Annotated in this window: 18 protein-coding genes; 11 read left to right on the top strand and 7 right to left on the bottom strand. The window is 65.8% G+C overall.

Features of this window, described 5'->3' with window-relative positions; all coding sequences use genetic code 11:
* The 4 genes from XcodCFBP4690_RS23185 to XcodCFBP4690_RS19530 all read left to right on the top strand — a co-directional run.
* A partial coding sequence (locus tag XcodCFBP4690_RS23185; protein ID WP_430523616.1) for a hypothetical protein occupies positions 1-185 on the top strand: 185 nt, incomplete at its 5' end.
* Positions 186-265: 80 nt separating this feature from the next.
* Positions 266-1,195 (top strand): DUF932 domain-containing protein, encoded by a 930-nt coding sequence (locus XcodCFBP4690_RS19540; RefSeq protein ID WP_104543635.1) that lies wholly within the window; start codon positions 266-268, stop codon positions 1,193-1,195.
* An 856-nt stretch (positions 1,196-2,051) separates the two neighbouring features.
* Positions 2,052-3,305: an aminotransferase class V-fold PLP-dependent enzyme gene (locus XcodCFBP4690_RS19535; RefSeq protein ID WP_244183732.1), complete on the top strand. Its 1,254-nt coding sequence runs from the start codon at positions 2,052-2,054 to the stop codon at positions 3,303-3,305.
* Positions 3,306-3,512: 207 nt separating this feature from the next.
* Positions 3,513-5,135 carry an ABC transporter ATP-binding protein gene (locus XcodCFBP4690_RS19530; RefSeq protein WP_244183731.1) on the top strand — a complete coding sequence of 541 codons (1,623 nt, stop codon included), beginning with the start codon at positions 3,513-3,515 and terminating at the stop codon, positions 5,133-5,135.
* A 197-nt stretch (positions 5,136-5,332) separates the two neighbouring features.
* Here XcodCFBP4690_RS19530 and XcodCFBP4690_RS19525 read toward each other — a convergent pair whose 3' ends face one another.
* The gene (locus XcodCFBP4690_RS19525; RefSeq protein WP_244183729.1) at positions 5,333-6,097 is read right to left on the bottom strand and encodes a hypothetical protein; all 765 of its coding nucleotides are present in this window, start codon (positions 6,095-6,097) and stop codon (positions 5,333-5,335) included.
* Between the two features lie 400 nt (positions 6,098-6,497).
* Here XcodCFBP4690_RS19525 and XcodCFBP4690_RS22835 point away from each other — a divergent pair, with 400 nt between their 5' ends.
* From XcodCFBP4690_RS22835 to XcodCFBP4690_RS19515, 3 genes are all read left to right on the top strand, one after another.
* Positions 6,498-6,653 carry a hypothetical protein gene (locus XcodCFBP4690_RS22835; RefSeq protein ID WP_167394717.1) on the top strand — a complete coding sequence of 52 codons (156 nt, stop codon included), beginning with the start codon at positions 6,498-6,500 and terminating at the stop codon, positions 6,651-6,653.
* A 69-nt stretch (positions 6,654-6,722) separates the two neighbouring features.
* A complete protein-coding gene (locus XcodCFBP4690_RS19520; protein WP_104543629.1) occupies positions 6,723-7,430 on the top strand; it encodes a lasso peptide biosynthesis B2 protein in 708 nt (235 codons plus the stop codon).
* Positions 7,431-7,441: 11 nt separating this feature from the next.
* Complete coding sequence (locus XcodCFBP4690_RS19515) at positions 7,442-9,292, top strand: asparagine synthase-related protein (RefSeq protein WP_104543627.1); 1,851 nt, start codon at positions 7,442-7,444, stop codon at positions 9,290-9,292.
* Here XcodCFBP4690_RS19515 and XcodCFBP4690_RS19510 read toward each other — a convergent pair.
* From XcodCFBP4690_RS19510 to XcodCFBP4690_RS19490, 5 genes are all read right to left on the bottom strand, one after another.
* The gene (locus XcodCFBP4690_RS19510) at positions 9,289-9,999 is read right to left on the bottom strand and encodes an ABC transporter ATP-binding protein (protein ID WP_104543625.1); all 711 of its coding nucleotides are present in this window, start codon (positions 9,997-9,999) and stop codon (positions 9,289-9,291) included. The two genes, XcodCFBP4690_RS19515 and XcodCFBP4690_RS19510, sit on opposite strands and share 4 nt — an antisense overlap.
* 10 nt (positions 10,000-10,009) lie before the next feature.
* Positions 10,010-11,368, bottom strand: a complete 1,359-nt coding sequence (locus XcodCFBP4690_RS19505) for a DUF3526 domain-containing protein (RefSeq protein ID WP_104543623.1) — start codon at positions 11,366-11,368, stop codon at positions 10,010-10,012.
* Positions 11,365-12,831 (bottom strand): DUF3526 domain-containing protein, encoded by a 1,467-nt coding sequence (locus tag XcodCFBP4690_RS19500; RefSeq protein WP_104543643.1) that lies wholly within the window; start codon positions 12,829-12,831, stop codon positions 11,365-11,367. Before XcodCFBP4690_RS19500 ends, XcodCFBP4690_RS19505 begins: the two co-directional genes overlap by 4 nt.
* Before the next feature lie 18 nt (positions 12,832-12,849).
* Positions 12,850-15,264 (bottom strand): TonB-dependent receptor plug domain-containing protein, encoded by a 2,415-nt coding sequence (locus tag XcodCFBP4690_RS19495; protein ID WP_104543621.1) that lies wholly within the window; start codon positions 15,262-15,264, stop codon positions 12,850-12,852.
* Between the two features lie 867 nt (positions 15,265-16,131).
* Complete coding sequence (locus XcodCFBP4690_RS19490) at positions 16,132-16,473, bottom strand: HPF/RaiA family ribosome-associated protein (RefSeq protein ID WP_104543619.1); 342 nt, start codon at positions 16,471-16,473, stop codon at positions 16,132-16,134.
* A 434-nt stretch (positions 16,474-16,907) separates the two neighbouring features.
* On the opposite strand from XcodCFBP4690_RS19490, the gene XcodCFBP4690_RS19485 reads away from it, so the two are divergent.
* On the top strand, positions 16,908-19,415 hold the full coding sequence (locus XcodCFBP4690_RS19485) for a DUF3772 domain-containing protein (protein WP_146091979.1): 2,508 nt from the start codon (positions 16,908-16,910) through the stop codon (positions 19,413-19,415).
* A gap of 90 nt (positions 19,416-19,505) precedes the next feature.
* Here XcodCFBP4690_RS19485 and XcodCFBP4690_RS19480 read toward each other — a convergent pair whose 3' ends face one another.
* Positions 19,506-20,396 carry a LysR family transcriptional regulator gene (locus XcodCFBP4690_RS19480; protein ID WP_104543615.1) on the bottom strand — a complete coding sequence of 297 codons (891 nt, stop codon included), beginning with the start codon at positions 20,394-20,396 and terminating at the stop codon, positions 19,506-19,508.
* Positions 20,397-20,640: 244 nt separating this feature from the next.
* Here XcodCFBP4690_RS19480 and XcodCFBP4690_RS19475 point away from each other — a divergent pair, with 244 nt between their 5' ends.
* The 3 genes from XcodCFBP4690_RS19475 to XcodCFBP4690_RS19465 are packed head-to-tail and all read left to right on the top strand — an operon-like array spanning position 20,641 to position 22,661.
* Complete coding sequence (locus tag XcodCFBP4690_RS19475) at positions 20,641-21,711, top strand: aldo/keto reductase (protein WP_104543613.1); 1,071 nt, start codon at positions 20,641-20,643, stop codon at positions 21,709-21,711.
* 15 nt (positions 21,712-21,726) lie between these two features.
* Positions 21,727-22,269: a nuclear transport factor 2 family protein gene (locus XcodCFBP4690_RS19470; RefSeq protein ID WP_104543641.1), complete on the top strand. Its 543-nt coding sequence runs from the start codon at positions 21,727-21,729 to the stop codon at positions 22,267-22,269.
* Entirely contained in the window at positions 22,266-22,661 is a 396-nt protein-coding gene (locus XcodCFBP4690_RS19465) for an Atu4866 domain-containing protein (protein WP_104543611.1), read from the top strand. The genes XcodCFBP4690_RS19470 and XcodCFBP4690_RS19465 overlap by 4 nt, the downstream gene beginning before the upstream one ends.
* The last annotated feature ends 144 nt before the right edge of the window (positions 22,662-22,805 follow it).

Genomic DNA, 22,805 nt, shown 5'->3' with positions numbered 1-22,805 from the left:
TGCGTATGCCCAACAACTGGCAAACGCCGCTATCATCAACCCTGGATTCTAAACCCGGCCGCTACTCAGGACGGGGGGACGTCGGCCTTGCACGGCGTTCCGCCATGGAAGCGCGGTTTGCGACCATAGCCCACCTGACCTGTGCAGAAACCGGTGGGTCATTACAGTTCTTCCGTAACGACTGATCCATCATCCATAGGCACCGCACAAGGCCCGGCATCGTCCGGGCCTTGTGCGTTTATGCCGCCGCATTTAGGAGAGACACGTGCATCTTGTTGAATCGATGGCACACAAGGGCCAGACACCCTGGCATGGCCTGGGTAACAAGCTGGGCAAGCGCCAACCCATCGAAGTCTGGAAGCGCCAGTCCGGTATGGAATGGGAGATAAAAGAATCGGAGGTGCGTTACACCAAGCAGGGCCGTAGCTCAGATGGCACCGCCGCCTTTCCTGAGCAGAAGGTGCTCTATCGATCAGACACCCAGGCGCCGCTAGCGGTGGTGTCCAAGCGCTTCCAGGTCGTGCAGCCTGGTGAGATCCTGCAATTCTACCGCGACCTGACAGCACTTCATAGAATTGAACTTGAGACCGCTGGCGTCCTGCGTGGGGGACGAAAGTTCTGGGCCTTGGTCAAGACCGGACAGAGCACCGCCCTCAAGAGGCGCGACAGGGTTGATGGATACCTGCTACTGGCAACAGCGTGCGACGGGACACTGGCTACGACAGCCCAGTTCACATCCGTTCGCGTGGTATGCAACAACACGCTGCAGATCGCTGTGGACCAGAGCGCTGGGGCCATCAAGGTGCCGCATCGAAGTCAGTTCCAGCCCGACGCTATCAAGCGGCAGCTCGGCATCGTCGTTGGTGGGTGGGACGGCTTCGTGGATCGGATGAAGGCATTGTGCGATGTGCCCGTCCGTCCGGATTCTGTGGAGGGACTGCTGCGTCGTGTGTTGGTGTATGGAGGCTCGACGCCGGGCTCGGCAGTTGTCAATGAACAGGCTGTGGCAAGGGTACGCGCGCTGTACGAGAGTGCTGGGCGTGGGGCAACGCTCACCTCCAGTCGCGGGACTGCATGGGGTGTGCTCAACAGTCTGACCGAATACGTTGACCATCACCGGCGTGCGCATAGCGATGACAACCGCCGGGATGCCGCGTGGTTCGGGTTGGGGGCTGATGCAACAATTTCTGGATAAGTCCTTAAGAATCATGAATTTATATTGTTTATTGGAATCCCTCCGGGCGCACCAGATAGATCTTCCGGGACCATCCGGGAAGATCCAGAAACCCCCGGGACACCGGGGGTTTTTTTGTTGTCAGCAGATTCCCTGGTTTATCCCCTGATCGATTGAAATCCAGCCGCGTCGCGGAAGCGTGGATCGCGGTATCAGCGCTCCCTGCACGGATACGGAGACCTCCCTGCCCCGACGTGACTCTGCGGTGCGCAGCGCGACGCCCGCAACGCTCACCCAGCGTGGAAAGATGACGCAGGCATGGGCCGGTGATCCTGAAGGCTGTCGTGCGATGTCCTGTCGCCTTGAGTCGCCGTCGGCTCCAAAACTCGGGGGGATTCGATCCATTTCCGACCCAGGGTCACGCGGCGTATGTCTGGGACCTTGGGCCGCGTGGTCCTGAGATCGCGCATGCCTGGGCAGGGGCCGACGTCGGTGGGTTGAAGCGAGCGCGCGAGATTTCCGTAAAGCGTCTCGCAACCGTAAAGCGCCTCGCAACGCACGCATTCCTGCGGCGGTGCTCACGGCAGCGCATCGAAGGTGCGTCTTGGGCTGGGTGGGTGCAGCAGCATGGAGCAGCCGGCTCCGGACCCCGTGCTGTGTCTCTCGGTCCGGCGGCATCGCGCTTGCGCCCGGTGTAGGCTGTGCTAGCGCTGCACTGCACTGCACGGCAAGCATGCAGATGCAAGGCGTGCCCAACGTCGACTGCGGTGCTAGATGTAGCGCCCCAGGTCGGCTATTGTTATTAAATAACACATGACGGACTCGTGGCATGCACGACCGCAGGCGCTTCCTGATGCGTTTCACTTCGGCGGCCGCGATGGCGATGGTCGAGGCTGTTCCGGCACTCGCGACGCCGGTCGCGAGCGTCGTGCCGGTCAGCCGCCAGGCACCGGAGGCGTTGGCGCGCGAGGAGGCGCACTGGCAGGCAGTCCGGCGCCTGTATCCGGTGCAGGACGACATCATCAATCTGGAGCACGGCTACTGGGGCAAAATGTCCACTGCCGTGGAAGAGGCGCTGGCGCGCAACACGCACCGCGTCAATCGTGAGCTGTCCTGGTACGCCAGGCGTGAGTACGAGGCGGATTTCCTGCACACGCGGACGGTCGTGGCCGATGCGCTTGGAGCGCGCGTTGAAGAGGTGATGTTGACCCGCAACGCCACCGAATCGTTCGTCAACGTGATCACGCAGTACGACGGATTGTCGCCGGGCGATGCAATCGCATGGGCCGATGCGGATTATCCGGAGTTCAAACGCATGATGGCGTGGCTGGCCCGCGCGCGGCAGGTGGACGGCCACATGCTGGCACTGCCGAGTAGCGGCACCGACGACGATTATGTGCGCGCTTACGCACAGGCCTTTGATGCGCACCCCCGCCTGAAGCTGCTACTGCTGACCCATGTCAGCAACCAGCACGGGCTGGTGCTGCCGGTGCGCCGGATCGCAGCGCTTGCCAGACAGCGCGGCATCCAGGTCATCTGCGACTGCGCGCAGTCATGGGGCCTGCTCGATTTCACCATCGAGACGTTGGGCGTCGACTGGGCGGTGTTCAATCTTCATAAGTGGATCGGCTCGCCGGTAGGCGTCGGTGCGCTGTATCTGCGGCGTGGCACATTCGGGCAGGTCAGGCCCTTTCCCGGTGAACCGGACGCCGATGGCGATGTGGCCAGCCGTGTCCACCTAGCCACTTCCGACTTTGCCGCATTCATGACGGTCCCGGCCGCCGTGCGCTTCCATCAGGCGATCGGTGGCGCCAACAAGCAGGCACGCTTGCGCTACCTGCACCAGGTCTGGGCTAGCGCGCTGGGGGCGATGGAGGCGGTGGAGGTCTTGGGAGCGGCGAGCGAGCGCAATGCCTCGGGCATGGGAGCCTTCCGCTTGCGCGGCCGATCTTCCAAGGCAGACCTCGATGCCCTGCAACAGCGCCTGCAGGACGCGTTCGGCATTTTCACCGTGGTTCGCAGCGACTTGCACAGCGGCTCCTGTCTGCGGGTGACACCGCAGATCTTCACCCCGGTGGCCGACATACATCGACTGGTCGATGCAGTCGCCCAGCTCGCTCGACATGCATGAGGCGCCTGCGGTCGCCAACTTGCGCCCGTCCCAAGCTGCAGTGGATGTCATCGTTAGTGGCAAAAGTCGGCCGGTCATCGAGGACGGCCAGCCAGACGTCCATTCACCACGCGGCCGGTCTGCATGATCTCTCCTGCATCTGAAGTCCTGGCTGCGTACTGGCGCTCGGATCGCTGGGCGGTGCTACGCGTGGTTGGAGTCGTCGTCGTGGCCAGCCTCGCGACCGTGGCGGCGCCCTTGCTGTTTTCGCGTCTGATCGACCGCCTGCCGCTGGATGGCGCCCCTGCGCTGGCCTGGGCATTCGCCGGATATGGAGCGCTGCTGGGCGCGAGCGCGGCCCTGCAGCAGATGGTGCAATACCTCTCCTTCCTGAGCTCGGAGAACCTTGGCTTCATCGCCAGCACCCGCTACTTCGCCACGATCCTCAAGAAGACCGCGGCGTTCTTCGTCGAACACAATCCGGCGGAGATCCAGGCTGCCGGCGAGCGTGGGCGTAGCGGGCTGAAGATCCTGGTGCAGCTGGCGCTGGTGGCCTTCATTCCCGGGGTGTTGCAGATCCTGCTGAGTCTCCTGACGCTGGGTGCGTTGATCGATCTGCAGCTGGTGGTGGTCGTGGTGGTCTACGGGGCGGTGGCCATCGGCCTGTCGTCCTTCGCCACGCGGCGTGCGCGCGTGTATCTTGAGGCGGCGACCAACGCCGGGCAGGAGAATGCCCGTTTCATCGGCAATGCGATGAATGCGATGGAGACCCTGCGCCAGTTCGGCAGCCATGCCTGGATGACCCAGCGATTCGAGCAACGGGCGTGCCAGGTGCGCGATAACTGGCGTGCCTATGTGCTGCAGCGTCTGGGCTATATCGCGCTGCTGGGGCTCGGCCTGGCGCTGCAGTTCGGGGTGACGTTCCATCTGTTGCTGCCACGCTATCAACTCGGCGCGATCAGTCTCGGCGATCTGGTCTTGTTCAACCTATTGCTGTTGCAGCTCAACACGCCGTTCGAAGCGATTGCCCGCGCCATCGACGATGTCGGGCGTGCCAAGGCGATGCTGGTCCCGCTCGTGACGCTCTGGGCAGCGCCTGAGGAGCCGCGCCTGCATGGAGCACGGCGCTTTGTTCCCGGTCATGGGCGTATTGAGTTCGATGCGGTTGGGTATCGTTATGACAATGGGCGAGGCGTCGCGGGAGTGAGTTTCCAGGTCGAGCGTGGCGGCATCACCTTCCTGATGGGCGACACCGGCGCAGGGAAGTCGACGATCTTTCGGCTTGCGTTGAAGAGCATTGAACCGGATGCCGGGCGCATCCTGGTCGACGGGGTGGACCTTGCCCACGTCGACCGCGCCGACTGGCATGCCTGCGTGGCGGTGGTGCCACAGGAAGTGATGCTGCTCAACGAAACCCTGGCCGACAATATCCTGCTTGGACGTCCGCGCGAGGACACGCGCCTGCGCGAGGCGGCGGCCAATGCGGCGATCCTGTCGCTCATCGATGCGCTGCCGGACGGGCTGGACACCATCGTCGGCGAGCGCGGCCTCAAGCTCTCCGGTGGCGAGCGCCAGCGCATTGCGATCGCCCGTGCGCTGTATGGCCGTCCCGCCGTGCTGCTGCTGGACGAGGCCAGTTCCGCGCTGGACGAGGACACCCAGCAAGCAGTGATGATGCACTTGCGTGCCATTGCCGCCGACGTCACCATTCTTGCCATCACTCATCGCCGGAGCGGCGTTGCGCCCACCGATCGGGTGATCTGGCTGGGCGGCGACAGCCAGCATGCGCGGGCATCGCCCGGTGCGGTCCCAAACAGTCATGCGCGGCCGGTTCGCGATACATCTGCGTAAGCCGCGTGCGCTCGCGTCGACGGCAGATCGATTGCCTGCGCCTGCACATGCATGGCATCTCCTGCCGGTGGAGCCAGCGCCGATGCGCGATGCAGTCGTCATGGCGCCTGGTTGCGCGGCCAGCAGCGATACGACAGCGACCGCCACCCCGGTACCAGGCCCAGGCCTGCCGGTCTGGCGGCGGCGTGCGTCGGGCCTCAGACTGCCGGCACGGTGGTCCGTTTGAGATCCAGCTTGGCCCGCAGCACGTAGTTCTTCCTCATCACAGAGACGGTCTGCGTTAGGCGCGTGTCGTTGTAATCCTTGAACAGCGGCGGGCGCGGGGCGCGCAGATAGAAATCACGGTCCTGCTTGACCGCTGCGGGCAGTAGGATGTCGGCGATGTCGGCATCGCTGGCATCGGTCACCAGGCAGGGGATGAAACGAATGCCCAGGGACCGCAGGAGGTAGGCGCGGTGGGAACCGTTGGTGAGGATGAGGCGCTTGCCCACCCGGGTTGCGCTGATGACGTTGTCGCTGAAACCCAGGTAGATGACGATGGCGTGGCTGGCTGTGCCGAACGGCTCATAGGCTTGGATCGCCGATGGGTCCATCACCGCCACATCCAGGAAGCGCAGATCGTTGGATGCCGAAGCGAAGGCATGGTCGCCATCGGCCTGTGCGTACCGTACCGGCGGATGCGCATCTGCGCCCTGGCCCGTTGCCAGGGCCATGACCTCGTGCGTGCTTGGCACCGCAGCAAAGCGCTGCTTCAGCGCAGCAAGATGGCGCAGGTTGAGTGACTCCTGGAACACGATCATCCTGTCGACCTCCACCATGCACCAGGTACGTGGCACCTGGCTGGTGATCCGATGCATCGATGGTTGGCGTAGCGCTGCGGCTGCGAGCGGCTGCAGCTCGTCCGCAAGCGCCTGGATGCCGACCGCCTCGGCGTGACCGGCTTCCTGGCTGGCCAACTCCATGGTTACTGCATGCGCGCTGCGCCATTGCTGAAGTTGGACTGCTTCGTCCACGTCCAGGCGGACAGCGCTCGCGAATAAAACGGATCAGCCGCGAGACGGGATACCACCCGTGCACGAGAAGCGTCGGGTCACACGCGTCGTCCCGTTCTTCGACCTCCATGAAAACTTCCCTGAGAAACTTGCGGATGGGTTCGCCCGACGAGGCTGGCGTGATCGATTATGTGATTAATGTCACGCGTATCTTTCCGCGTCTGAAAATAAATCGATACATTCTCAATTGTTACCTTGTAACATCTGTCTGCCGCGCATGCAATTGCCGGTGTGGAATGCATACCGCGGCTGTTACGAGCGCATCCATTGGGTTCTGGATGCGTCCACTTACTGACCAGAGGAAACACGCATGAACGAGTCGATCGACCTGGAGCTGGCGGGCCATTCCAACAAGCAAGAGGATGGCAGCAGTGATCTCATCGAGCTGGGTGCAGTGGTGTCCGAGACCAAGGCGCACAGCCACGGGACGTTGTGGGACGGAATCTTCCCGACCACCTCGCCGTAACCGGCGGCACTGAAGGTCGGCGGTGCGTGCAGTGCACGCACCGCCTTGTTGTCACCAATGGGAGCTTGCATGCGCGATCTGGCATCGTCACAGCCGTATTTGTTGTCCATGGATGCGCATGTGTGTGTTGCCGGTGGAGTCGTCGTGCTGTTGGACGTGGCCACTGGTAAGTATTTGGCCATCGGCAGGGAGCAGTCAGCCACGTTGGGCAGCCAGATTCTGGGGTGGCCCGTGCCGCCCGGCAGTCAGAAGCGGACGCCGATCCTGGACACCCTGGTTGCACGCGGTCTCCTCACCCGGGATTCAAGACTGGGGCGGCCCGCGACCAGCGTGACGATCGCATTGCCGCGCCGCTGGTTACGCGAGGGTGAGCCGCGTGGATGCCCCACCATCACGCCACGCGATGTCCGCAGGTTTGCGTGGGCGGTGGCGGTTGCTGCCTGCGCAAAAAAATGCGTTTCCCTCAAGACAATCGTGGCCAGGGTCCAGAAGCGGGCGACAGATCAATCCCTGCAGGAATCACAACTGGATCGGTTGGCTTGGCTGGTGCGGGTATTCGATTGGTTGCGCCCGTTTGCGTTCAAGAAGACCGACGAGTGCTTCCTGTATTGCCTTGCGCTCAGCGAGTTTCTCTCGCGTTATGGATTTTTTCCGTCCTGGGTCTTTGCTGTGCGTACGTTTCCGTTCGCCGCCCACTGCTGGCTGCAATACGGTGATTACGTGCTGACCGACATTCCCTTCAACCTGCGCCGGATGGTTCCCATCCTGGTGCTGTGACGCGCCTGCCCATGTATCGCTATGTCGCCGTGTTCTGGAACGAGGAGTCGCCTGGATCCAAAGACCAGGCAGCGCGGGCGATCGCTCGCATCGAGACCGAGCTTGCAGGGGTGCGCTGCGCGCTGCGCGAACAGGGCGCGGCGATCTATTGGCAGAGCGATGATCCGGGATTTTTTGAGTGCACCCGGGTCGGTTCGCTGGTAATTCTTGGCAAGCTCTTTCCCAAGGCGTTTGCAAACGGCAACGTGCCCGAACCTGCCCGCTTCGACGACGATGCGGCCGATGCGGTATGCGCGAGCGGCGGCGCCAGTCTTGTGCAACGCTACTGGGGACGCTACGTGGCCTTCGGTCATGACGCATCGGCACGTAGCTGGTTCGCCGTGCGCGATCCCACTGCGGAACTTCCGTGCTTCGTCACTGAGGTCGGCAGCGTGACGCTGATCTTTTCCTGCATGGAAGACTGCCTGAAACTGCAGTTGAGGGAATTTTCGCTGCACTGGTCCTATGTGACCAGTGCCCTGCTTTTTCCCTTCCGCGACACCAGCCAGACCGGCTTTGCGCAGGTCCAGTCGCTGGAAGGCGGCGAAGGCCTCACGCTCCGCGCGGGCAGACCGATTGCGCGGCAGTGCCATTGGGACGTGGTCAGGCAGGCGGTGGAGGATCCGATCACCGACCTGGACCAAGCCGTGGAGCTCACGCGTTCGACGCTGCTGGGCTGCATCGGCGCCCTGGCTAGCCAGCATGGGCATGTGCAGCTGCAGCTGTCCGGCGGCCTGGATTCGTCGATCCTGCTGGCCGGGTTGTTGCACGCTCCCTCGCGCCCACAGGTGCAGTGCGTCCACCATTACGATTCCGGGATTGGCGCTGATGAGAGGGCATTCGCGCGCATGGCGGTGGCAGGGGCGAGCGCGTCTGCCGGCCGCAGCTGCGAGTTCATCGAGTATCAGCGGGCACCGCACTGCGCGCTGGAAGACATCATGGCGTTTCCGGTGACCGCGCGCCCGGCGCACTGTTCGGGATACCTTCTGCACCGCCGTGCCGGCCTTGGCAAGGATCCGGGCAGGGAGCCGGTGCAGTTCACCGGCGTCGGCGGGGACGGGGTCTTCCTGCGCTTCAAGGGCAATGCGCCCGCGATCGACTACGCCTGGCGGCAGGGTATCGATCGCACCTTCCTGCGTGTGGCGTTCGAAACCGCGCAGTCGGGTGATTCGTTCTACGGCGTGATCAAGGACGCGCTGCGCCATGGCGTCTTGAAAAAGCCGGCGCGCATCAACGAGAACTGGGGAAATCCCTGCGAATGGGTGCTGGCCGATGCCGGCGCGCATGGCATTGGGCAACCCGCGTGGATGCGTCATGCCATCGCCCAGGGGCACCGCATCTCTCCGTACAAGATGGCGCACATCGGCCGCATGGTGTTTCCGCTGAGCGTGCTGGACCCGTTCGAAGGCGCGGGGCCGTGGCAGGGCGTGTCGCCGATCAGCGCGCAGCCGATGGTGGAGCTGTTTGCGCGCATCCCGTTGCACCTGCTCATGGCCGATGCAGAAGATCGCACGGTGGCGCGCCGCGCCTTCGAGGGCCTGCTGCCGACGGCCTTGCTGTCGCGCAAGATCAAGTCCTATCTGGACGATCACTCGGTGGCCGTCATCCAGCACCACCGCGACTTCATCCGGGGCTTGCTGGTCGATGGACATCTGGCCCGGCGCGGACTGATCGATAGCCGCCTTGCCGACGCCGGCATCGGCCGCGTGAGCCCGGACCATTCCCTGCAGGCGCTGGGGATCTTCGGCCCGCAGCTCAACATCGAAGCCTGGCTGCGGCGCTGGTCGGCGAGTACCGGCACTGGCGCCGCCATCGCGGCCTAACGGTGCCGGCTCATTTCCTGCAGATAGAGGTCTTCCAGGTCGTTGGCGGTGATGGTTGCCGCGTCTACCGTGCGGCGTAGCCGGCCAGCCTGCATCAGGCCGATGGTGGTGGCCACCTCGCGCGCACGGAACAGGTCGTGGGTGGCCATCAGGATCGCCGCCCCACGGTCGCGTTGGCGCACCAGCAGCTCGTGGAATTCGGCCGATGCTTCCGGATCCAGGCCGGAAGTCGGCTCGTCGAGCAGCAAGGCCTTGGCCTGTTTGACGATGGCCAGGGCGATGCCGACTTTCTGCCGCATTCCTTTCGAATAATGGCCGACCCGGCGGTCGAAAACGCCCGGTACCAGCCCCGCCGCGGCAAGGGCATCGCGCAGGCGCGCCGGCGTGCGATCGGCCACCTGCGCCAGACGCGCGAAATAATCCAGGTTCTCGTAGCCGGTCAGCTCTTCATACAGCGCCACGGTTTCAGGAATGTAGAGCAGACGGCGGCGGACTGCATGGGGTGCATCCTGGGCATTGAGACCATCCACTTCGGCCACACCCGAGGTCGGGGTCATGAAGCCGAGGAACAACTTGATGGTGGTCGACTTGCCGGCGCCGTTGGCGCCGAGCAGGCAGTAGATTTCGCCGGGTGCCACACTGAAACTCACATTGTCCAGTGCGCGCTGGGTGCCGTGGTGCTTGGTCAGACGTTTTGCGCACAGCATAGGGTGCTCCTTACGGCGTGGTCGATTGGCCGCGCATGGCCCAGGCGGCGACAAGCAGCAGCCCGATGGCGCCGCACAGCGCTGCAAGGTCGGCGAGCAGTCCGCGGCGCAGCGGGCCGGGGGGATCATGGAAGGCAAAACGCGGCAACGTGTCGTATTCGGCCAGTGTCTGCGGAGCATCGCGATCCAGATAGGCCTGGTGCAGACGCCGACGTTGCTGCCAGAACACGGTGACCTGGTCCTGGAAGGCGAGCGCGTGATCGGCATCGGCGCCGGCAAGGCGGTCCAGCGCATCCTGGGCGGCCACCGACGGCAACAGCAGCCGTGCGCGATCCATCACTTGGCGATGCGCGTCCTGCGCGCGCCGGTGCTCGGCAAGCAACGGCGCCAACGCGCGGTCGGTCGCAAGCAGGTCGGCATAGCTGTCGCGCAACTGGTCGGGCAGGGTCGGGGCCGGCGAGCGTACCGGGGTGGGATGGGCCGCGCGGTGCAGGCGCTGGCGTTCGGCCAGGGTTGTCAGTCGCGCCTTGATCTCGGTGGAAAAGCGCAGGTCCGACGGCGCGGGGGCCAGCAGATCGATCCCGGCCAAGGTCAGCGACGGCGCCATGACCACCAGCAGCAGCCAGATCGCCCCTGCGGCAATCGCCGCTTCGGTGGATCGCCGCGCGCGCAGGCCGATCAGCACCGAGACCGCCAGCCAGAACGCCCCGTAGCTCAGCACGATCAGGGCCAGGCAGGCCAGCCCGAGCGGGGCGCGCGCACCCGCCCACGCCGCGGCGGCCAGCACGATCGTCGTCGCGGGCAGCAGCACGATCATCCCGCGCGTCAGCGCCTTGACCGCCAGCAGCCTGCCCAGCGCCACCGGTTGCGACAGCACCATGGCGTCGATACCGCGTTCGCGCTCCCGCGACCACAGGTCGTAGCTGGTGGCCAGTACGACTGGCGGCAGCAGGAAGACGATGACGAAGGCCAGGTCGAAGGGTCCGGCCGCCCGGGCGGTGGGGCTGCCGATATCGGCCCAGACGCGCTTGAACAAGGTGGTGGCATCTCCCAGCGCGACCACATCGGCGGTGAACGGATAGGCATCGGCCTGGCCGACCGACACCGCGGCCATCGGTCGCGGTGGCAGCACCGGCTGCACACGGGGCAGCACCGAGGGCGCGGTGCCAACGAAGCTGCGTGCACGCGCGAGCATCTGGTGCTCTTCGGCGGCGAGCAGCCCGATGGCCGCCATGCGTTGGTCCACCCACGCGCGGCCGTTCCAGGCGGCATAGCTTGCAAGCGCGCCGAGCAGCACCAGCAGGCCAAGCAGCGCACGGTCGCGCAGCAGGCGGCGCATCTCGTAGCCGGCGACGGCGAGGCTGCTCATTCCCGTGTCCCCAGGCGTGCAGCGGCCAGCAGCGTCAGGCACAGGCCCAACAGCGTCCAGCCGAGCAGGATGAGCAGATTGGGCAACTGCGCCACGGCGATGCCGGGCAGCGTCTGCGCCTTCGGCGTATAGGCGACCGCACGCGTGAGGCTGGCGATATCGGCCACATGGTGGCGCGCGCCTGGTGCGGGCTTGTGGGCCTTGACCTCATGGCTCAGCGCCTGAATCAGCCGGTAGCGATAGTCTTCCACGCCGCGTAGATAGGTCAGATGGGCGGCGAAGTCGGTTTCGGCGAATGCGCGTGACCACGGCTGCAACGCGAGCGTCGGCGACAGGGCGGCGAGCGCGCGCTGCACCTGCTCCTGCTGCCGATACGCGGTGTAGAGACGTTCGAAATGCCGCGCATAGGTCCGGGTGGAATTGTTCTCGGCAAATTCCAGCGCGACGCCCCTGAAGTTCACCGGCAGCTTGTCAACGCTGTCGACGGCGTAGCGTTCCAGCAACTCGGCCTTGAGGGCTTCCAGGCGCACGTCGGCCGGGTCGTGGCCATCGACCCCACGTTCGGCTTCTTCGCTGACCGCCGCCCGGAAGGCCGGCGCGGACGGGGTGGGCACCAGGCTCTCGGCCACCGCGGGCGCCATCCGGGGGGCGAGCAGGGTGGCCACGACCCAGAAGCACAGCAAGATCACCAGCGACGTGCGTGCCGACCGGCACAACCCCGAGATTGCAGTTGTCAACGCGCAGAACGCCAGCAGGTAGAGCAGGTAGCCGACCGCCATGGCCAGCACGGCGCTCACTGTGGCAGCGCCGGCCTCCTGCAGGAGGATGGCAGGCAGGCTAGCGCCGAGCAGGGGAAGCGCGAGCAGGCCGCCGACGGCAGCCAGGGCGAGCAGCCGGCCGCCGACCAGGGCGGTGGTTGCGCCGCCGGCCGCCAGCTCCTGGCGCAGGCGTTCGCGGGCCACATCGCCGGACATGCTGGAAAAGCCGGCCAGGATGAGCAGCAGCGGTGCGATCACCTGCAACGCCCATGCGGCGGAAAATCCATCGAAGCGGCTCAGCGCGGCGCCTTGCTCGATCGGCCGGTGACGCGCCGGGTTCTGTGCATGGCCTTCGATGAACACCGAGGTGCCAACCACCTTCGACACCCCTGGATCGAAGCTCGCCAGCGGGCGGACCGGCGCGGGGATCGCCCGGCCGACGTGCGCGGCCGCATGCGGATCGATCGTGCCCTGGTGGTTCCACAAGCGGGCTTCTTCTGCGGCCACGGCCTGCCGCTCGCGCGCCTGCGCCGCCAGGTGGACAGCGCTGGTACCCGCCGAGGTGCAGGCCAGGATCACCGCCACGAGCGCCAGCCACGCCACGCGTCGCTCGCGCCACATCACGGTGAGCTGGGCTGCGAGGACACCGCGTGTCTGCGACAGCGCGGACACCCTCATGGTGTCATCGGCAGCGTGGGCGGCCATGCGCATCTCCTGCGTGCATTACCACTGATGGGTCAGCGTCAGGGACACAAAGCGCCCCAAGGCAGTGGCATTGGTCGGGTCATAACCGGTATTGATGCCGTTGACGACGAAGGGCGGATCGCGATCAAGAAGGTTTTGCACGTTCAGGGCCACACGGGTCTGGTCCTGCATGCCGGACGCGGCGCCAAACCGGTAGGCAAGGTTCACATCCACCGTGGTCCAGGAGGCCACATGCCGATCGCGCAGGTTGGCCGGGTCACGATAGTTGTCGGCGTAGTTGACGAATACCCCGCCCGATGCCTGGTGCCGCGTCGCGGTCAGCCCGCCGCGCAGCTTCAGATCGATCGGTAGGTAGACGGCGTTGAACGCCTCCACTTCCGGCGCGGTGCTGGTCACCCGGCGCGTGGAGTCGATGATGTACTGCCCGGCCAGGTTGATCGCCATGCTGGTCTGGCCGGCATCGAAGGCATAGGACGCATCCAGATCGACTCCGCGTTGTGCAGTGGAGGCGTTGTTGCGGAAGCGGTTGTCGAGTATGACCTCGGTACTGGTCTGGTCGGTTCCCGGGGCAAGCGCGAACGGGCCGACCTGCGAGAGGAACAAGCCAAGCCCGTCCAGGCCGATCTGGCTGGCGTTGCGGATCTGCTCCTGCGTCGGCGCAAAGGTCAGAATATCGGCGTAGGCCGCCGTCGGCCCCAGGAACAGCGAAGGGAAACTGCCCGCGAACCCGCTGTCGATGCGGTCCTGGTAAGTGATGCGGTAGTAGTTGGCATCGATCTTCAGCCCGGGGACGGCGCGGGGCGCAAACGACACGCCGCCGGTCCAGGTCCTGGCGCGTTCCGGGCCCAGATCGGGGTTGCCGTTGGCGAGCATCAGCAGCACGGTACGTCCACTGGCGGCAGCGGGATTGGGAATACGGGCGACCACAGCGGTGTTGTTGGGTTGCATGTCCTGATACACCGGGGCGCGGTAGGAGCGTCCGTAGGTGCCCCGCAATGACAGCCCATCGGCCACCTCCCACAGCAGTCCGAACTTGGGATTGAGGGTGGAACCGACGTCGCTGTAGTCGTCGTAGCGCGCTGCGGCCGTCAGTGACAGCGCGCGGACGCCAGGCAGGTCGCTCAGCAGCGGCACGTTCAACTCCGCGAACGCCGACCGGATCGTGCGATGCACGTCGAAGGGTTTCTCCAGGCCGCGGTAATCGTAGAAATCGTAGCCATCGCGTCGCACGCTGGCACCCACGGCCGCGTGCGCGGCACCGGCGGGCAGGGAGATCAGTTCGCCGTCGGCGATCAGTTCCAGATAGCGTGTGTCAGAGCGCATGTCCGTCGGGCGCGCCGTGATGGCGGAGGTGCCCGCAATGGTCGTGCGCTCGTAGCGCACCGTATTCCTGCCCCATCCGCCCTGCAGGCGGGCCTGCCACTGGCGTGGCAGGTCCAGCGTCAATCCGGCGAACAGGTCGAACTGCCGTGTCCGGGGAAACAGGTGGGTTTCATCGGCGGTTCCGGAAATGGTGGTGTCCATGGCGCGCTTGGCGAATGAGCCTGTCACCGCAAGCGACAGCGCCTGGCTCAGTTGCTGGCCCGCATCGATATACACGCTGTGGCGCCTGGACCCCGGATACAGATCGTAGGGCGTGACGGTCACGTCCTTGGAAAAATCGCGATCAGTTGCCGACAGGTTGTCCTGCTTCAGGAATTCGTAGGTAGCCAGCAAATGGCCACCATCCCAGGCCCAGCCACCGGCCTGCGACGCCTGGTATTCCTGCATGCCCCCGGATGTGGTCGTGCCGGCACGCACTGCGGTTTCGTATCCGGTGAAGTCGCTGCGCAGGATGATGTTGACCACGCCACCGACCGCATCGGCACCATAGATGGCGGACGCACCATCGGTGAGGATTTCCACGCGCTCCACCGCGCTGAGCGGTATCAACGACACGTCCACATACTGATAGCGGTTGGACGACGCCACCCGGTGACCATTGATCAGCGTCAAGGTGGTACCGGTCCCCAGACTGCGCAGATTGATCGAGGTGCCTTGGCCGAAGTTGCTCCCGGTGTCGCGGTCCAGCCCCAGGTTGGCGACATTGGCGCCGTTGGCGCCGCCGCCGAAGTTCTGCGGAAGCTTCTCGAAGAACTGCTGCAGTGTTGCAACGCCGACACGCTCGATGGCCTGCTTTTCGAACACGATGACTGGTGACGCGCCGCCTGCCGCGCCTTGGCGGATATGGCTGCCTGTCACCAGCACCGGTGCGAGCGTGGTTGCCTGCTCGCCAGACGCCGTATCCGTAGACGCCGCATCCGTGTCTTGGCCGAGATCGCTCGTATCGACGCTGTCGCGCTGCTGCGCCTGCAGCGGTGCCGCCGTGCAAGCCAGGGCGATGATGCCTGCCGCCAGCAACCCGGGCGACCTGATGACGGAACGATTTTTCATACGGGAAGGTGGTGTCTGTGCAAGGCGAGTGGCCGCAGCTGGACGCTGTGCGGCAATGTTATGTTGTAACCAATGATTGTTATTATATAACAGTTGTCGCGCCACTGCACAGGGAACACCACGGCTGGCTGTTTCCATGCGCACCGCTCCCGGCGGGCTAACCCTTGCGTCCGCGTGGTGGGCAGGTTCCATCGACGAGGTGGCACTGACGTGCTTCAACCTCACGCGTCTGATCGGCGGGCAGTGGATGCAGGACGTCTGGTGCGGCCAGGATCCCGCAGCAACGTGCAACCAGTGTCCTGTGCGATGGCATGACGCAGGGACGCGCATGCGGCTGGGCCGGCGCTCCCACGAGGATGCTTGATAGCCCCAGCCCTCAAGACGCTCGCGCAACGGCCTGTCCGGGAGCGATGGACTCCGCAGGCGATGGGCTCGCATGGCATCGGCATGCGCATGGCACCACGCATGAGACTCAGGCTGGACGTCCCGGATGTTTGGTCCGGACGTCGACCGGCACGAATGGCTTGAAATCGCCGCCGATCATGATCGGCAGCCCGCGATGCGTCATGGCGCCAGCAGCAACCTTAGGGCGATTCAAAATCCGATCCTGCGTCCGCCTGGATGGCCGGCCCTTGCCTTGCCTGGGCGCGCGGTGCTGGCGGCAGGTGTCGGCACTGCCGTGACTAGAGGAAGCTGCCGCAGGATCAACCCGCGGACCGGGATGCGGTTGTCTTGAGCGACGGCCCTGGATGCCGGCCGCGTCGATGGAGTGCTTGCTGCGCTGGTGCGGTGAGTATGCCGGCGAGTTGGCGGCGCAAGTGCATGTGCACCGCAGGGCACGCTGTCGTGCCCTGCCGGTGCGGCGCATCAGAGGTTGTCGGGTGCCGGCGCCGTGGCCCGTGCGTGCTGCTTGCCGCGAGCGTGTTCGATGGCGGTGCGGAGCTTGCGTGCTGCTCCGGTCACGGCCGAGGCCGTGGTTTCGGCGCTGTTGGTCGCGGCGATCGGCGGCAGGCCGGCGACGTGTGCTTCGATACTGCAGGTTCGATCCGCTGCGCCGCCGCGTTGGCCGTTCTCGTCGCGCAGATGCACGTCGACGCGGGTGATGTCGTTGGCAAAATGCGCCAGCTGGGCGGTGCAGGTCTTCTCGACATGCTGCACGACGGACGGGTCGTGCGGCACGTGCTTGTCGGTCTGGATCTGAATCTGCATAGCGTGTCTCCTTCGCGGTCATCCACTGCGTCTGCCGCAGCGGTAGCTCGATTCTGCGATAGCCCGGTGTTGCCGCAAGGTGACAAGGCGTCGCATGTTCATGCGCGGGTTGGCTGCGCGGTGGCAATCGAACGTGGCTCACTGGATGTAGCGAGCGATCGTCAGGCGAGCGTCGACAGCGCGCTCGAGGTCGCAGTGTGCAAGGGTGCCTGGGACGTCAGGCAGTGGCTGCGCCCGCCGCCTGGCGGGCGAGGGGCGACCTGGATCGCGCATTGCGGCTGGTCGTGTTGCCATGCCCGCCTTGGAGATGTCTTGCGGACATGTGGCGGCAGGCGGCGGTATGGCGCAGGACGTGCGCAGTGGGATCGTGCCGCTTGCGTCTGCATGAATCGCCGCCGCCGCAGGCCTCGGCCCGGCCGGGAGGGTGGCTTAAGATGCCGGCACCGCGCGGCCGCGCGCCTGCCAGATGCCTGCCTGTGTCCGAATTCCGCTTCGCTCCGCTTGTCCGCTCGGGTTCGTTGCTGCGTGTGTTGCTGTGCTGTGGCCTTTGGCTGGTCTGCGCCGGTGGCGTGCTGGCCCAGGACGAGGTCACGTTGCTGGAGACCGCGCAGACCCAGCTGGATGACGCGCAGAAGGTGCTGGACCAGGGCGAGGCCGGGCTGGAAAAAGCCGACACCGACCTGCTGCGCAAGCTGACCGACCAGGTCACCGCGGCACAACGGCAGACACAGGACCTGGCACGTCAGCTGGATGCGCCGCTCAAGCAGCTGAGCGTGCGTCTGGATGGCTTGGGGGTGGAGCAGGCCACTGACCCGAGCGACCTGAAAAAGCAGCGTAAAGCGCTGGCGAACGAAAAGAACAAGCTGGACGCGGAGCTCAAGCGCGCCAATCTGCTGGCCTCCGAAGCCGGTGAACTGGCTGACCGCCTGGAACACAGGCGCGCACAGTTGTTCAGTGTGCAGCTGTCCACACGCGTCGCCTCGCCATTGTCGCCGGCGCTATGGAGCCAGATCGCCCGGCAATGGCCGGACGACCGCGCGCGGTTGCAGGCCGTGAACGACGAGGCCGCCCAGGTGCTCAACGCCGGTATCGCCGCCCAAGGCGTCGGCGGACTGGTGACCGGCGCGATGATCGCGCTGCTGCTGGCATTGCCGCTGCGCATCTTTCTGCGCCATCTCGGCCGGCGCTACGCCGCCTCGCGCGCGCCGGGCGGGCGGTTGCGACGTTCCGGACTGGCCTTGTGGTTTCTGCTGGTGGGCACGCTCAGCCTGGGCACGGCAGCCTGGGCACTGGCCGAAAGCGTGCGCGCGATCGCCGCGCTGCCACCCGATCTGGACGAGTTGCTCGATACGCTGGTCATCATCAGTTTCGTCGCCGCTTTTGTCGGTTCGCTCAGCGCCAGCCTGCTGATGAAGCATCAGCCCAGTTGGCGCCTGTTCCCGCTGGACGACGCCACGGTCGATCGCCTGCGCGTGCATTGCCTGGCCACCGCAGCGGTGATCTGGTTCAGCGGCATGGCGATGAAGTTCAACGAGGTGGCGCGCACCAGTGCCGCGGCGACCACTGCGACCGACGCGGTCGCCGCCCTGTTGTATGCGGGCCTGATCCTGTCGGCACTGGCTGGCCTGAGCCTGTCGTTGCGCGCACGCGCCGCCAGCGCCGGGGCCGCCGACCCCGATAGCAGCGAGCCGCCGCCGGTGGTGTCGCGTGGCGGCGGGTTCATCGTGCTGATTCGCCTGCTGGGGCATGTGGCGGTGATCGTGTCGCTGCTGGCGGCCCTGTTCGGCTATCTCAACCTGTCGTTGTTCATCGCGCGCCAGATCATCTGGATCACCCTGATCTGCAGCCTGCTCGGGCTGCTGGTGGTGTTCGCCGACGATCTGCTGACCTGGGTCTTCAAGCCCGAGGGTCGCTTCAGTCGCGCGCTGTCGCATGCCTCCGGCGTGGGTAGCGGGCGTCTGGTGCAACTGGGCCTGTTGCTGTCGGCGGTGCTGCGCGTGCTGTTGATCCTGCTGGGAATCGCGGCCCTGGTGACGCCTTTCGGCGCCAATCTGTCGGCGGTGACCGGTTGGGTCGAGAACGTTTCGCACGGCATCAAGATCGGCAACGAGCTCACCATCACGCCGGCCGCGGTGACGCGCGCGCTGCTGGTGTTCTTCCTGGGGCTGGGCGTGGTGCACGTGGTGCAGCAGTGGCTGCTCAACACCTATCTGCCCAAGACCGAGCTGGATGCGGGCGCGCGCAATTCGATCAGCACGGTGGCGCGCTATCTCGGCTGGCTGGTGGTGGTGGTGTGGGGACTGACTGCGCTGGGCCTGGACCTGAAGCGGTTGGCGCTGGTGTTGAGCGCGTTGTCGGTGGGTATCGGATTCGGTTTGCAGGCGATCACGCAGAACTTCGTCTCCGGCCTGATCCTGCTGGCCGAGCGGCCGGTCAAGATCGGCGACTGGGTACGCATCGGCGACCAGGAGGGCGATGTGCGCAGGATCAGCGTGCGCGCGACCGAGATCCAGGTGGGCGATCGTTCCACCCTGATCGTGCCCAACTCGGAGCTGATCACCAAGAGCGTGCGCAACATGACGCTCTCCAACCCGATGGGTCGGGTGCAGCTGCAGTTCTCCGTGCCGCTGGAAGCCGATGCGGCCAAGGTGCGCGACATGCTGCTGACCCTGTTTGCCGAACACGCCAAGGTGCTGGCCGAGCCGGCGCCCTCGGTGTTCATCGATTCGCTGGCCGGCGGCCACATCAACTTCAACTCGTTCGCCTACGTCAGCAGTCCACGCGATGCCTATGGCGTGCGCAGCGAGCTGTTCTTCGCGCTCTTGCAGCGCATGACCAGTGCCGGCATCGCACTGCAGTCGCCGCAGGAAATCCGCTTCAGCCGCGCCGGCGTGGCCGAAGCGCGCGACGGACAGGACAGCGCGCCGACCTCGCCGACCTAGCGGACCGACAGCGCCTGGTGGCCGGTGGTGCAGTGGTTGCCGCACGCGCGCGTGCGGGTTGCGCCACCGTGGCGAATCGTAAGCGCGGCGTCATGACTGCAGGTAGGCCTGAAAGGCGCCTGCCAGATGATCGAATACCGCGCGCACGCGCGGCACGTTGCGCAGGTCCTCGTGCGTCACGATCCAGGTCTCCAGCGCGGGCAGCACGAGCTCGGGCAGCACCTGCACCAGATCCGGGTGCGCGCGTGCCACCGGGCACTGCGCCACCACGATGCCCAGCCCGGCGCGCGCCAGCGTCAGTTGTGCCGGGTGGCTGTCGGTGCGGACGCTCAGCTGCGCGCGCCCCAGCTCCGGATGCAGCACCGTGGCGAACGCCAGGTCGGCGCGGCATCGGTCCGGGCCGATCAGCGCGTGCTGCAGCAGGGCGTCCGCCGAGCCGGGGACGCCATGGCGTGCGAGGTAGTCGCGATGGGCAAACAGGCCCAGCGCAATGGCGCCAACCTTGCGTGCGACCAGGGCGCTTTGCGTTGGCGGATGCATCCGCACGGCGAGATCGACCTCCTGTTCCAGCAGGTCGGCCGCGTTGTTGCTGAGCGAGACCTCCGCCACGATGCGCGGGTGCGTTGCGCGCAGGCTGGCTAGCATGGCAGGCAGCACCTCGATTCCGACGAACTCGGAAACGCCGATGCGGACGCTGCCGGCGATCTCGCCCGGTGGGCTATAGGCAAGGCGCACGAACTGCGCCGACGCGCGCGCCATGCTGCGGGCGGACTCGGCCAAGGCGCGTGCCTGTTCGGTGGGGGTCAGACCGGTAATCGACCGGGTGAACAGCGTGGTGCCCAGCATGCGTTCGAGTGCGGCCAGGCGGGTGCGCACCGTGGGTTGGGTCACGCCCAGCAGCCGCGCGGCGGCCGACAGGCTGCCCTCTTCCAGCACGGCAAGAAAGATCCGCTGATCTTCCCAGGCGATGTCCTCGCTCATAAAAATTGATCCAGCCGCTGGTGGAATTTCGATACTTCCATCCTAGCCGGTGCAACGGCACGCTGGCTGCCGTCCGGACGCAGGCCAGCCGTCGGGACCTCGCGATGCGAGCTCTGCAGGGCCGGTCGATCAGGCAAGGATGGCAGACGATACGGCTACCGCCCGACTGCCGGCGGCAGGCACGCTGATCGCCGTTGCACACAACACCGATTGAGTTCCCTTCATTTTCCCAAGGAGCAAACGCATGCCTTACACCACGTCGCTGGATCGCTACCGCCTGCTTGGCCGCTCGGGCCTGCGTGTGTCGCCGCTGGCGCTGGGCACCATGACCTTCGGGCAGGACTGGGGCTGGGGCGCCGATGCAGGCGAAGCCAAGCGTATTTTCGACGCCTATGTGGAGCGTGGCGGAAATTTCCTGGACACCTCGGTGAACTACACCAACGGCGCTTCCGAACGCATCGTTGGCGAGCTCATCAAGGACAAGCGCGAACGCATCGTGCTGGCGACCAAGTACTCGATGGCGCGCGATGCCGGCAACATAAACTCCGGTGGCAATCATCGCCTGAACCTGGTGCGCTCGGTGGAGACCAGCCTGCGCCAGCTGGCGACCGATCGCATCGACCTGTTCTATCTGCACGCCTGGGATTTCACCACCGCGCCGGATGAAGTGATGCGGGCGCTGGACGACCTGGTGCGCGCGGGCAAGCTTCTCTATCTGGGCATCTGCAACACACCGGCCTGGCGGGTGGCGCAGCTGCAGACCCTGGCCGACCTGCGTGGCTGGTCGCCGTTGGTGGCATTGCAGATCGAATACAGCCTGGTCGAGCGCAGCGTCGAACACGAATTGATTCCGATGGCGCGCGAACTGGGACTGGGCGTGCTGCCGTGGTCACCGCTGGGTGGCGGCATCCTGACCGGGAAATACAGCCGCGACGACCTGTCCGACGAGAACGGGGCAGAGGTCGCAGCCAGCCGCAAGGGCGTGATCGCCTCGACCGGACATCTCAACGCGCGGGCCCTGGACATCGCCGATGCGGTGGGCGCGGTGGCCGACGAACTGGGTGCCTCGCGCTCGCAGGTGGCGCTGGCCTGGACCCTGCGTAATCCGGCAGTGGTGGCGCCGTTGATGGGCGCACGCACGCTGGAACAGGCCGAGGACAATTTCGGTGCGCTGTCGCTGGCGCTGAGCGAGGCGCAGCTGGAGCGGCTGCAGCAGGCCAGTGCGGTGGCGCCGATCTTTCCGGAGCGCTTCATCGGCCGCCCGATGGCGCAGCAGCTCATCTATGGAACCTCGACCCTGGAACCGCGCCGCTGATTGCAGGAGAACCGCATGCACGTCTCTGGTTACGCACTGCTGTGGGTCGCCGCCGCACTGCTGGCGCAGGTGGTGGCCGCCGCGCCCGCGGGCATGGCCGCGGGCACCGATTGTGCCGAGGCAACCACACCGACCGAGCGCAACCGCTGTATCGTCGATGGCGCATTCCGGCAATGGGCCAGCGGCGGGCGCGGCTTCTTCGATCGCGTGCTCGCGCCGGAGGTGGTGTGGACCATCGAGGGGTCCGGACCGCATGCGGGTACGCTGCATGGCCGTGAGGCGCTGATGGCGCGTGCGGTGCAGCCGCTGGCCAGCCGCCTGTCCACACCATTGCGTCCGCTGCAGTGGCAGGTCTGGGCCGATGGCGCACATGTCATCGTGCAATGGGAAGGCGCTGGTCGCGTGCGCGACGGCGGCGAGTACCGCAACCGCTACGCTTGGATCATGCGCATGCACGAAGGCAAGGCGGTGCAGGTCAATGCATTCCTGGATCTGCCACGTTATGGCGAGGCGCTGCAAGGTGGCCCCGCGCAGGTTGCCGGCGGAGCAGGGACATGAGCGATGCGCGGATGACGTTGGCAGTGGCAGTGGCCCTGGGTGCAGGAGCGGCAGTGTTCTGCACTGCTGCAGCGTCGCTGGATCCGTCACTGCGTGCAGGCGACGATGCGACCGACGCACGCGGCGGGCAGCGGCGGCAGGCGCATCCTTATCTGGGGAGCTGGGTCACCGCCGACGGCAGCATGCGGCGGGAGTTATTGCCGACCGGATATCACGCCCAGGCCGGCGGCCGTGGCGAGTCTGGACAGGGCCGCTACGTGGTGGAACGCGACCGGATCCGCTTCCTGGACGCGCGCGGTTCCTTGGCCGAGGGAATCTTCGTCGGTCCGAATGAACTGCATCACGGTGGACGCATCTTCCACCGGCAAGGCAAGGCCGCGTCCGCGAGCTAGCGGCGCGCCGCATGCAACGCGCTGCGCGCGTTCGGCATGCCAACCAGGCGATGGAGCCCCTGCCGCTGGCCCGCGCCGGCGACATTCCCCGCCTGTAATCCCCCCTGCAAGCGCCCGCGCCGGCATGGTGCCGCGTGCGCCGCG

The organism is Xanthomonas codiaei (genome assembly GCF_002939785.1).
Classification (GTDB): Bacteria; Pseudomonadota; Gammaproteobacteria; order Xanthomonadales; family Xanthomonadaceae; genus Xanthomonas; species Xanthomonas codiaei.
The sequence above is the reverse complement of the archived record's forward strand: the minus strand, read 5'-3'. Positions and strand labels throughout refer to the sequence as shown.